Source organism: Faecalimonas sp. LCP19S3_D12 (assembly GCF_052121495.1).
Lineage (GTDB): Bacteria > Bacillota > Clostridia > Lachnospirales > Lachnospiraceae > Faecalimonas.
In genome coordinates this window covers 1-10,671 of the sequence record NZ_JBQKED010000065.1, presented here as the reverse complement: position 1 = coordinate 10,671, position 10,671 = coordinate 1, and the positions used below count along the sequence as shown (strand labels likewise).

The window sequence follows — 10,671 nt, the reverse complement described above, 5'->3', positions numbered from 1 at the left end:
GGATAACATACACTTTTTTCTTGATAAAGTAATTCTACAAAAAAAGAATTGTGGATAACTGAAGCATAAGAAAAGCCCGGACTTTTGTCCGGGACTTTGTCTACAGTCTGAAACGGGGGTTTTGCCAAACCCCCGTTTTTTGCTCTATCATAAGACAATCTTTATCTCACGTCCTGTGCGATGATATTGGTAATACCGTACTCCCGCCGCATCCATCATACGTTTTGATGCGATCACAGATGGTGTGTCTGCATATTTATCACAGTCATATATCACCTCTCGTATTCCGCTTTGAATGATTGCCTTCGCACATTCATTACACGGAAACAATGAGACATAAAGCTTTGCTCCCGCAAGACTTCCTCCGCTATAGTTCAAAATGGCATTCAGCTCACTGTGAGTTGAATACACATATTTTGTCTCCAACGGATCATCACCTTCTCTTTCCCACGGAAACTCATCATCCGAGCACCCCATCGGGAAACCATTATATCCCATTGAAAGTATCTTATTATCCTGACTGACAATGCAGCACCCTACCTGTGTACTTGGATCCTTGGATCTCATACCAGAAAGCATCGCAACTCCCATAAAATATTCGTCCCACGAAATATAATCTTTTCTTTTCTCAGTCATGACAGCACACCTCCACACGGACTATTTTGTACCAAAAATACGATCTCCCGCATCTCCCAATCCCGGAACAATGTATCCGTGGTCGTTCAACTTTTCATCTAATGCAGCAATATAAATATCTACATCTGGATGTTCTTTCTGCAGACGTTCCACACCTTCCGGTGACGCAATGATACACATGAAATGAATGTTTTTCACGCCCTTTTCTTTTAACATCTGAATTGCTGCAACACAAGAACCTCCCGTTGCAAGCATCGGATCTACTACATATACTTCTCTTTCATCACAGTCTGACGGAAGCTTACAATAATATTCCACAGGCTCTAACGTCTCCGGATCACGGTAAAGACCGATATGTCCTACTTTTGCAGCTGGTATCATTGCCAGCATCCCTTCCACCATGCCAAGTCCTGCACGCAAAATCGGCACTACAGCAAGCTTTTTCCCTGCCAATTCTTTTACTGTCGTCTCACAAATTGGTGTCTTAATCTTGACATCCTGAAGCTTTAAATTTCTTGTTGATTCATAGCACATCAGCATTGCAATCTCACTGATCATCTGACGGAAATCCTTTGAACCAATCTCTTCTCTTCTGATAATTCCTACTTTATGTTGGATCAGCGGATGATCCATAACGTATACTTTTGACATACTCTTTCTCCTTGTATTTTTCATTCATTATTCTTCAATCATCGAAATACGTCGCACATGACGTTCGTCTCCAGAAAATGGAGTCTTCAAGAAAGTATCTACTATCTTTACTGCAAGCTCGGGTCCTAATACTCGTCCTCCTAATGCAATCATATTTGCATCATTGTGAAGTCTTGTCGCTTCCGCAGAAAAACAGTCAGAACAGAGTGCACAACGAATTCCTTTCATCTTATTCGCAGCAATCGAAATACCAATCCCGGTTCCGCAAATTAAAATTCCTTTCTCGCACTCACCATCCAAGACGGCCTGCCCCACTTTTCTCGCATAAATTGGATAATCTACCGATTCTCCATTGCAGCCGAAATCTTTATATGCAATCCCTTCTCGTTCTAAATATTTAATAATCTCCAATTTCAAATCATATCCACCATGATCACATCCAATTGCTATCATTCTTTTTTGCCTCCTTATTTAGTTTCTCCGCTAATTTTACAATCAACTCTTTCAACAATTCAAAATTCTCTCCATACACCACCAAAGGTTGTCCATGCGTTGAGAGAACCTGTCTGTCATCTTCGATATACTCATTCAATGTAAATACATTTTTTACATTCTCATACTCTGATACTATCTTCCATTTATAAGGCTCTTCCAAGGTAAGCACCAATGTATCATCATCCAAATCCTTTTCGCTGAATGAGGTTGCCTCATGCGACTCCAATGTCATCTGCTGACTTTTCATAATTGCTTCTGCCTTTTGGTTAGCCGGCTCTGGAAACAAGACAATCATCCCGCGAGAATCCACTTCATATTCCTGTAAAAGCGGCTGATTGCGCAAAATCTCTGCCGCCATAGGACCTCTGCAGTTGTCACTGTTGCTTACAAACAGAATCCTTCTGTATTTCTGCAGCTTCGTAATCTCTTCCGCCTCTATGATCTGATGACCCGCAGCTTTGATAAGTCTGTTCATAATAGCATTCCCGATTCCTTCTACAGCAAATGCCTCGCTAAAAATATAAGTTACCTCTTCTTCATCAAATTCTCGAAGGACTTTATAAAGATTTTTAGCAATGGAATTCTCGTTTGCTCTTGTCCCAATACTTTTTACAATTCCATTCGTATATAAATCAGCCGTTTCACTTGTTGCAATGATTCCCACCTGATTTCCTTTGCGCATCTGTTCATATACAAGCTGACGAATAGCTTTCACTGCTTCTAGCGGTGCACCGTTCACAATCACAAGCTGAGCTTTGGGCGCATAGTGACGGTATTTCATTCCAGGAGCTTTCGGTGCCGCATCGCTCGTCTCAGACAATGTTGTTCTGTCCACAGCAACTTCACCTATGACTTCCTCTAACATCTCCTTCGTGATTGCTCCAGGTCTGAGAATCATAGGAGGTTCCACAGTCATATCAACAATCGTTGACTCGACTCCAATATCCACATTGCCTCCATCGATGATCATATCGATCTTTCCATCAAGATCTTCTGCGACATGCTCCGCACTTGTAGGGCTTGGGCGTCCGGAAACATTGGCACTCGGTGCTGAAACATAACCTCCTCCTGCCCGAATCAGTGCCCTTGCAATCTCATCTTCCGGCATCCTAACTGCCACTGTTTGTAGCCCTCCAGTCGTTCCAAGCGGCACCACCCCACTTTTTTCAAATATGAGTGTCAGCGGTCCCGGCCAAAATTTTTCTGCGATGCTTTTTGCCCTTTCCGGTATTGACTCTACAATCTCATCCAAGGCCTGAATATCTGCAATATGGACAATCAATGGATTGTCTGATGGACGCCCCTTTGCCTCGTAGGTTTTCCTTGCAGCTTCCTCATTCAGTGCATTGGCTCCTAACCCATACACTGTCTCCGTTGGAAATGCCACAAGTCCTCCTCTTTCAAGTATCTTCCCTGCTTCTGCAATAATTTCTGTATCAATTTGATTTTTGTCAATTTTCTTTATTATTGTTTTCATGCCTTTTATTATATCATCATTGTATACACTTAGTCTAGCCATTTTATAATCCCTGCACAAATTGCTTCTGCTACTTTATCCTGATATTCCTCATTTTTTAATTTTTCCGCCTCCTCCACATTGCTCAAAAATCCACATTCTACAATGATTGTCGGCACTTCAGTCCTCTTTAACATATAATATGTACTGTTTTCTTTTGCCTGTCTCTTATTGTTGATATCGAGCACCTTCAGCGCCTCCTGCATAACAGTTGCAGCACGTTCCCCTTCTTTAGAATGTGTATAATAAAATACCTGAGCCCCTTTTATGCTCTCTTCATGATAGCTGTTTTGGTGAATACTGACCACAATATCAGGCTTCGTCTCATTGATAAGGGCAACTCTTTTCTTCATATCTGCAATTTTTTTATTTGATTCGCTTTCATTATAAAACCCGTCGTCATCTTCTCGTGTCATCACCACATGTATTCCTTGCTCAATCAACCTTTTCTGTACTTTCTTAGAAATTTTGAGATTCACATCTTTCTCCAGCACATTGTTAATTCCTATTTTGCCGGGATCTTCTGAACCGTGTCCCGCATCTAATACAACCGTTTTTGTACCTTTCTCTACTTTTTCACTTGTCACATACTCGCTCAATCCCTTACTCGCAATAATCGCCCCTATCAAAAGCAGCAATACCATCAAAAGTTCTATTTTTCTTTTCAATTATTATTCTCCATATATTTCATTGATAAAATATATGCAAAAGAAGAGCTGAACATTCAGCTCTTCTTAATCGATCAGTTCACATATTTTAAAATCAGCTCCCACACGCTTGGCTTTTCAAAACCTAAGCGCCATGCCGCTGTTCCAGCCAATTTATATTCCTTCATCAGCTTAAGTTTCTCTTCCAAAGCAGTCTCATCTTCTAACCAAATCTTGTATGTGGCTCCATCTGCCTCCCACTGAGCATAGTTTTGTTTGGTTGCCTCATCTACAGTCGTCTGAGCGCCGGCATCGGCAATCGCCTGTTCTGCCGCTTCCATACCAAGTGCTTCGCTCGTCACTTTTACAGAATATTCAGCCGCTTCAGTTCCTGCCTCCGCTGCCAGTTCTTCTTCAGTCTTTGGAACTTCTTTCCAAAGTCTCGTGAAAAATGGAACCGCATTAATTACTTTTTCTTTTGGTACAGCATTTAACGTCGCTTCTATCCCCTCTTTTACAAAGTTCAAAGATGCAACCGAACCGCTTTCATAAGAGCCGCTGTAATGTTCATCATATCCCATGATAATTACATAATCAGCCACCTTCCCCTGCTCTTCGATATGGTAATGTGCATTGTATGTCTTCGGCACATAGTTATCCACAGATAATACAAGCCCATTCTGTCGGCACTTTACAGATAACTCACGAATAAACTGAATATAATGTTCTCCGCACTCTGCAGAAATCTTCTCAAAGTCGACATTGATGCCGTCAATTCCTGTCTGCAGTGCCTCCGCAATCAGCTGATTTATCAGATTCTCTCTTTTTGAAGTGTAACTGAGCACTTCATAAGACTCTTCATAAGAACCGATTCCACCGTCAAAATCTCTCACCAGCGCCCACACTTCAATATTCGACTGATGAGCATAATTCACATATTGGGAACTTGCAAGAGAGTTAATATTCCCATTTGTATCTGCTATGGTAAACCATGTTGGAGAAATTGTTGTCAGTCCTTTTGTATCTGCAATCGTCCGGAGTACTTTTTCGTTTGCAGACTGGTTCGTTACCACATGCCACGCCATATTGATTGTGTAGTCTTTTGAAATGTTTGTGTATACCTGTTCTTCAAACTTTCTAGAAATTGTCTCTTCTTTTTCCTTCTTCAGACAATTCTTCTTGATGTATCCGATATATCCATCCTCTGTGCGAACCTTTTTCCAGTCTCCTTCATTCTCAATTACAGTTACTTTATCTTTTTTGGATACTTCTGTTAAATACGGACTTTTTACTCCGCCCCTATATCGAATCTGTGTATCCCTTTTGACCGTTGCCGTTTTTATCTTTCCCCAATCGCTTACAATCATGATTCTTTGAGGATCTTTGTATGTCTTAAATTCAATATTTGTATACTTTTGCACAAAATCAAGAGCAATATACACTGTACTGCCTTCCGTTTTTACAATTGTATAATCTTCACTCTTCTTTTCTTTTTGAAGTGTATACTCACTGCTACCTACATCTGCTCTGATTGTTCCTTCTGGGAGTGTGTACAACAAAATATTTTCATTGGAGTCCCAATAAAATCTATCATTCAGATAATCCCGCACAAGCGAATATTCAAGATATGGCTTTCCATCAAACATCGCCGCCTTCGCTTCCAAAACCTCATTATCCACAATAACAGCCACCTGATTCTCTTTTTCTATTCCATAATATTCTCTCAAATCAGCTTTTTCTTTTGAAGGACTATATCTTCTTAATAAGAAAGCGCCTCCTATAATGCCTATTACTATTAAAACAAGGATACATATCTTCAAAGCCAGATTTCGTTTTCTTCTTCTCCTTGATGTACTGTTTCTTCTCTTTCTATTTGAACCATTCTGCGTGGTTCTGGTTCTTGGGGCAGTGTTTTTATTTGCCATCTGCCGCATTGTGCCTGAACTATTTTTTGTTCTTTCGTCCATATTACACCTCCTACTCGAACCTATTATAACAATATTTTTTGTACACGTCATCAACTATTTCGACAATTTCCGCAATTATAAGCATTTTAATTGTCAATGCAAGAGGGGTATCTGTACATTTTTTTAACTGTTGCTAATACTGTGAAATCCAAGTTCTTTGACATCTCCCTTATCATCCCATACATAGTCTCTCATATAAGCATTTTCCTCTTTTACCATATGTGCTGTCACGATCTGCATCGGACTTGCCGGCTGATTATTCAGCCTGATACTAACGCCTCGATTCTCGTATTTTTCTAACTCCGCATACAAATCTTTATATAGTTCTCTCTCTTCCATGTTCCGCTCCTCCATCTTTATAAATTGGCAACTATGGCGTCAGACACTTCACTATTCCTTGAGGTATGCGTGATATACTATTATTGAAATGTCCTTTGCTGACAAGAAGATAGGGGTTTTTCTTTAGAATTTGTTTTTCTTATTTATTTTATACTTTGTTTGTCTGATTTTCTGATTCGATTAAATCTTCTGATATGTATTGTTGATTCGCTACTGAAATGTGTTTGATTTAAACAAATTAGACTTTTTTAGATTACTTTCTTAAAAGATTATTTCCTTAAAAGATTCTCATTAAGAAGTTGAGAATCCTGCATTTGATAATACGTCCCTCCTTACATTATAAACATAGCCGCCCGACATACTATCTTCTTGTAATAGAATTATAAACATTTTTATTTATTAGTTTCAAGTATTATTTTGTTTATATCTAATTGCAAAAATTTTCCTTGTAATTTCAAGCTTTACTTTGTCTACACTATACTTATCCACGTATTTTCCACAGAATATCCCCATACTTTTCCACACAAAATTCTCTTTACATATTTTTGGTTTTTGTTTATACTAATAAAAAGTAGGCAGATCTATTTATGAATAGGAAGTGATAAATTATGAAGATTGAAAAAATTAATGATAATCAAATACGCTGTACTCTAACACAAGCTGATTTAGCTGACCGAGAATTAAAACTCAGTGAATTAGCTTATGGAACTGAAAAGGCAAAATCACTTTTCCACGATATGATGCAACAGGCTGCTGCTGAATTTGGTTTCGAAGCAGAAGATATCCCTTTGATGATAGAGGCAATTCCTACCTCTTCTGATTCTATTGTACTCATTATCACAAAGGTAGAAGATCCCGAAGAACTTGATACAAGATTTTCAAAATTTGCTCCTTCTCCTACTGATTTGGATAGCAGAAAACGAAATGTCTTAGATAAATTAGAAGGTGCAGAAGATATTTTAGATTTGATAAGCAAAGTGAAAGAAGCAGTGGCTGAACCTCCTGCTCAGATAGCCGAAGAAAAAAAAGAAACAAAAGTTCCGGCAATTCGCCTTTTTTCATTCTTGAGTATGGATAGTGTGATACATGCATCCCACTTACTCCAAACAATGTACTTTGGTTCCAACACATTATACAAAGATACTTCAACCAATACGTTCATTCTAGTACTTACACAGTCCGAACACACAACTGCTGAATACAATAAGATATGTAATATGCTATCCGAATATGGCTCTCTGGAACGAGCTTCTGGAGCTACACTTGCGTATCTAGAAGAACATTGTGAAGTATTTATATCTAACGATGCAATTCAACAATTGGCAATCATTTAAATTCACACAGAAAGGGGAAGAGAGTTCTCAATTACTCTCTTCCCCTATTTTTACTTTTATGCATTAAGTGCTGCATTAATCTTTTCAACTAATAATTCCACATCAATACCATGCACCATTGCTGCTTCTTCCAGAGTTTCTCCCTGTGCAGATGGACATCCTAAACAGTGCATACCAATTTCCATTAAAATCGGTGCCACCATAGGATTAATTGCAAGAATTTCACCAATTGTCATTTCTTTTGAAACTTGTCCAGCCATTTTAGTTTCCTCCTTCTATAAATTTTATTGTACCTATTATAATACCATTTTTACAAATTAGCAATCTCTTAAACATTATAAAAATTTCTTAATTGTATATACAATTATACACAAATTGAGATTACTCAAAAGTCAATATTTTTACTCTGTTTTTTCGACAAAATTATGTTTTTATTATTTCTCTACAAAACGCCTGTTCTTTTTTTCACAATAATAATCCACACTTTCCACGCTCTTTAGTGTGGATAATGTGGATAACTTTGAGGAAAACTACTATTTATTGTGTTTTTTTCGATTTTTTGTGTTGATAAGTCTGTTTCTATTTTTTTCTCTTTTTTTCATATTTCGACATTTTTGTGCATTTTGCATATGCCATTATTTTCTACATTCTTATGATTCCAAAAACCTCAAGACAATTCTTGAGGTTTTTACTATAATTTCTGAACTATTACAAAAGTCTTCTGACAGTAATAATATTCGCATATGTTGCTGACGATACTCCAATCCCGTGTGCCTCATCAATCGCATTTACAATCTGACCATTTCCTACATAAATTCCTACATGCCCATCATAGCAGACTACATCTCCCGGAACGGCTTCACTATAACTTACTTCTGTTCCTGCGCTTCTCATAGCACTTGATGTACGTGGCATGGCAACTCCAAAATTAGCGTACACAGCTTGGACAAATCCAGAGCAATCTGCACCGTTTGTCAGGCTCGTACCGCCCCATACATATGGATTACCCACAAACTGCATTGCATAATCCACAACAGCCTGCCCATTCCCTGAATCCACCGCAGTAGTTGCAGCAGCCTCCGTTTCCTTTGCCTTTTCTTCCGCAGCTTTTGCCGCTTCCTCTGCAAGTCTTACCGCTTCCTCTTCTTTCGACTCTGCATAAGAAAAACACTCTGCCGCGAGGTCTTCTGCTGTCACTTCGTCCAATGCTTCTACATCTACTTCTGGTTTCTTCTCTGCTACAATTGCTTTTGCTTTTTCCTCTGCCAACTCTCCGGTCAAAATATATTCTGTTTTCACATAGCCTGTTACAGTGCCAGATTCAATCTGTGTCCATTCTCCTACCGGTCCAATGACTTTTGCAGCTCCCTCTTCATAAAGCTTTCCAATCCACTCGCTATCCTGAGACGGCTCTCTTCTTATAAATAAGTAACTTCCCTCTTCTACCTGTGTAAATGCCATATCCGCATACACATTTTTCAACTCTGTCTCCACATATCGCTCAATGTCGGCCGTAGCACTTGCTAAATATCCTTTATTTATAGTAATTGTTCTCTCTGCGTTTTTTGCTTCAGCAGCAAGAACGTTATCATTCGGTATTAAAACTGCACTTGTTAATACTCCTAAAGCGATTCCTTTTTTCAGGAATTTTGAATACATAATCATCCTCCTACAACAATTTTAAAATATTACAAATTTGTTAAATATGTTACATCTGTATTATATCAATGTAAAATGTTGCTGTCAACCACGTATGTTATGTTTTTATTGTGAACTTTTCTAAACTTTGCTTTTAAAACTTCATTTTGTTATTGACAAATTCTTGTTTTTTTTATATTATAATTACGATAACTATTACTATTATTATTCGAAAGGAGGATTCCCATTGGCAACTTTAAAATATAGCCGCCAGCGAGAGTCCATCAAAGAATATTTGAATAGCACAACGGAACACCCAACAGCAGATACTGTCTATTTGAATGTAAAACAAGAATTTCCAAACATTAGCCTTGGAACAGTATACCGTAATCTAAATTTGTTGGCAGAAATCGGTGATGCTATAAAGATATCTACTCCAAATGGAGGAGATCGATTTGATGGAAGAACGATGCCCCATTACCACTTTTGTTGTACTTGTTGTGGCAGAGTCATGGATCTTGATATCGAACAGATGGACTTTATTAATGAAACTGCTGGTAAGAATTTTGATGGTATCATTGAGAACCACTCTATGATGTTCTATGGAACATGTAATGATTGTGTTAAAAAACAATAAAATCCAAAATAAGGATTGACATTTTCATTTGATTATGGTAAATTAATATCAGTAACTATTACTAATATTAATGATAAAAAAATATTATTAACAGAAAAGGAGAGTTTTAAAATGAAAAAATTTGTATGTACAGTATGCGGTTATGTTTATGAAGGAGAAGCTGCTCCAGCAGAATGTCCACAGTGCCATGTCGGAGCTGATAAGTTTAAAGAAATGACAGGTAGCAGAGAATGGGCTGCTGAGCACGTAGTCGGTGTTGCACAGGGTGTTAGCGAAGATATTTTAGCTGACTTAAGAGCAAACTTTGAAGGAGAATGTTCAGAAGTTGGTATGTACCTTGCAATGGCTAGAGTAGCTCACAGAGAAGGATACCCAGAGATCGGATTATACTGGGAAAAAGCTGCTTGGGAAGAAGCAGAACACGCTGCTAAATTCGCTGAATTATTAGGTGAAGTTGTAACTGACAGCACAAAGAAGAACCTTGAGATGAGAGTAGAAGCTGAGAATGGCGCTACAGCAGGAAAATTTGATCTTGCAAAACGTGCAAAAGCTGCTAACTTAGATGCTATCCACGATACAGTTCACGAGATGGCTAGAGACGAAGCTCGTCACGGAAAAGCTTTCGAAGGACTTCTTAACAGATATTTTGGTTAATTTGAATGCTTCTTACGAGCATTTACAAAGGAGCCGACCAGTTTGGTGAGGTGACCCCTCAAAGTTAGACTTTCACGAGACGACTTCGGTCGTCTCGTTTTTCTTTATGCAGCTAGAAGATGGAGCCTGTATTGAACAGGACTCATCCATCCTAACT

At 38.5% G+C, this 10,671-nt stretch carries 12 protein-coding genes; 3 read left to right on the top strand and 9 right to left on the bottom strand.

Annotated elements, in window-relative coordinates; all coding sequences use genetic code 11:
- Positions 1-147 precede the first annotated feature (147 nt).
- The 7 genes from ACTQXY_RS14385 to ACTQXY_RS14355 all read right to left on the bottom strand — a co-directional run bounded on the left by ACTQXY_RS14385 (position 148) and on the right by ACTQXY_RS14355 (position 6,251).
- A complete protein-coding gene (locus tag ACTQXY_RS14385; RefSeq protein ID WP_441660034.1) occupies positions 148-636 on the bottom strand; it encodes a deaminase in 489 nt (162 codons plus the stop codon).
- Positions 637-657: 21 nt separating this feature from the next.
- Positions 658-1,287: a uracil phosphoribosyltransferase gene (gene upp, locus ACTQXY_RS14380; protein ID WP_441660033.1), complete on the bottom strand. Its 630-nt coding sequence runs from the start codon at positions 1,285-1,287 to the stop codon at positions 658-660.
- A gap of 27 nt (positions 1,288-1,314) precedes the next feature.
- Positions 1,315-1,740, bottom strand: a complete 426-nt coding sequence (rpiB, locus tag ACTQXY_RS14375) for a ribose 5-phosphate isomerase B (protein ID WP_441660032.1) — start codon at positions 1,738-1,740, stop codon at positions 1,315-1,317.
- Positions 1,721-3,259, bottom strand: a complete 1,539-nt coding sequence (locus ACTQXY_RS14370; RefSeq protein ID WP_441660036.1) for an L-threonylcarbamoyladenylate synthase — start codon at positions 3,257-3,259, stop codon at positions 1,721-1,723. Before ACTQXY_RS14370 ends, rpiB begins: the two co-directional genes overlap by 20 nt.
- A 29-nt stretch (positions 3,260-3,288) precedes the next feature.
- Positions 3,289-3,966 (bottom strand): N-acetylmuramoyl-L-alanine amidase, encoded by a 678-nt coding sequence (locus ACTQXY_RS14365; RefSeq protein WP_441660031.1) that lies wholly within the window; start codon positions 3,964-3,966, stop codon positions 3,289-3,291.
- A 74-nt stretch (positions 3,967-4,040) separates the two neighbouring features.
- On the bottom strand, positions 4,041-5,912 hold the full coding sequence (locus ACTQXY_RS14360) for a glycosyl hydrolase family 18 protein (protein WP_441660030.1): 1,872 nt from the start codon (positions 5,910-5,912) through the stop codon (positions 4,041-4,043).
- Between the two features lie 123 nt (positions 5,913-6,035).
- Positions 6,036-6,251 (bottom strand): hypothetical protein, encoded by a 216-nt coding sequence (locus tag ACTQXY_RS14355; protein WP_441660029.1) that lies wholly within the window; start codon positions 6,249-6,251, stop codon positions 6,036-6,038.
- Between the two features lie 608 nt (positions 6,252-6,859).
- On the opposite strand from ACTQXY_RS14355, the gene ACTQXY_RS14350 reads away from it, so the two are divergent.
- A complete protein-coding gene (locus tag ACTQXY_RS14350) occupies positions 6,860-7,585 on the top strand; it encodes an adaptor protein MecA (protein WP_441660028.1) in 726 nt (241 codons plus the stop codon).
- Positions 7,586-7,641: 56 nt separating this feature from the next.
- On the opposite strand, the gene ACTQXY_RS14345 is transcribed toward ACTQXY_RS14350, so the two are convergent.
- Positions 7,642-7,845 carry a DUF1858 domain-containing protein gene (locus ACTQXY_RS14345; protein ID WP_441660027.1) on the bottom strand — a complete coding sequence of 68 codons (204 nt, stop codon included), beginning with the start codon at positions 7,843-7,845 and terminating at the stop codon, positions 7,642-7,644.
- 448 nt (positions 7,846-8,293) lie between these two features.
- Positions 8,294-9,244, bottom strand: coding sequence for a C40 family peptidase (locus tag ACTQXY_RS14340; protein WP_441660026.1), 951 nt, complete (start codon positions 9,242-9,244; stop codon positions 8,294-8,296).
- Positions 9,245-9,470: 226 nt separating this feature from the next.
- Here ACTQXY_RS14340 and ACTQXY_RS14335 point away from each other — a divergent pair, with 226 nt between their 5' ends.
- Both ACTQXY_RS14335 and ACTQXY_RS14330 read left to right on the top strand, forming a co-directional pair.
- Positions 9,471-9,860, top strand: coding sequence for a Fur family transcriptional regulator (locus tag ACTQXY_RS14335; protein ID WP_441660025.1), 390 nt, complete (start codon positions 9,471-9,473; stop codon positions 9,858-9,860).
- Positions 9,861-9,971: 111 nt separating this feature from the next.
- Positions 9,972-10,514, top strand: a complete 543-nt coding sequence (locus tag ACTQXY_RS14330; RefSeq protein WP_441660035.1) for a rubredoxin-like domain-containing protein — start codon at positions 9,972-9,974, stop codon at positions 10,512-10,514.
- Positions 10,515-10,671: the final 157 nt, after the last annotated feature.

Excerpts from the sequence above, each read along its gene's own strand:
- ACTQXY_RS14385 (WP_441660034.1), bottom strand. The coding sequence starts at position 636 with ATGACTGAGAAAAGAAAAGATTATATTTCGTGGGACGAATATTTTATG.
- upp (WP_441660033.1), bottom strand. The coding sequence starts at position 1,287 with ATGTCAAAAGTATACGTTATGGATCATCCGCTGATCCAACATAAAGTA.
- rpiB (WP_441660032.1), bottom strand. The coding sequence starts at position 1,740 with ATGATAGCAATTGGATGTGATCATGGTGGATATGATTTGAAATTGGAG.
- ACTQXY_RS14370 (WP_441660036.1), bottom strand. The coding sequence starts at position 3,259 with ATGAAAACAATAATAAAGAAAATTGACAAAAATCAAATTGATACAGAA.
- ACTQXY_RS14360 (WP_441660030.1), bottom strand. The coding sequence starts at position 5,912 with ATGGACGAAAGAACAAAAAATAGTTCAGGCACAATGCGGCAGATGGCA.
- ACTQXY_RS14355 (WP_441660029.1), bottom strand. The coding sequence starts at position 6,251 with ATGGAAGAGAGAGAACTATATAAAGATTTGTATGCGGAGTTAGAAAAA.
- ACTQXY_RS14350 (WP_441660028.1), top strand. The coding sequence starts at position 6,860 with ATGAAGATTGAAAAAATTAATGATAATCAAATACGCTGTACTCTAACA.
- ACTQXY_RS14345 (WP_441660027.1), bottom strand. The coding sequence starts at position 7,845 with ATGGCTGGACAAGTTTCAAAAGAAATGACAATTGGTGAAATTCTTGCA.
- ACTQXY_RS14340 (WP_441660026.1), bottom strand. The coding sequence starts at position 9,244 with ATGTATTCAAAATTCCTGAAAAAAGGAATCGCTTTAGGAGTATTAACA.
- ACTQXY_RS14330 (WP_441660035.1), top strand. The coding sequence starts at position 9,972 with ATGAAAAAATTTGTATGTACAGTATGCGGTTATGTTTATGAAGGAGAA.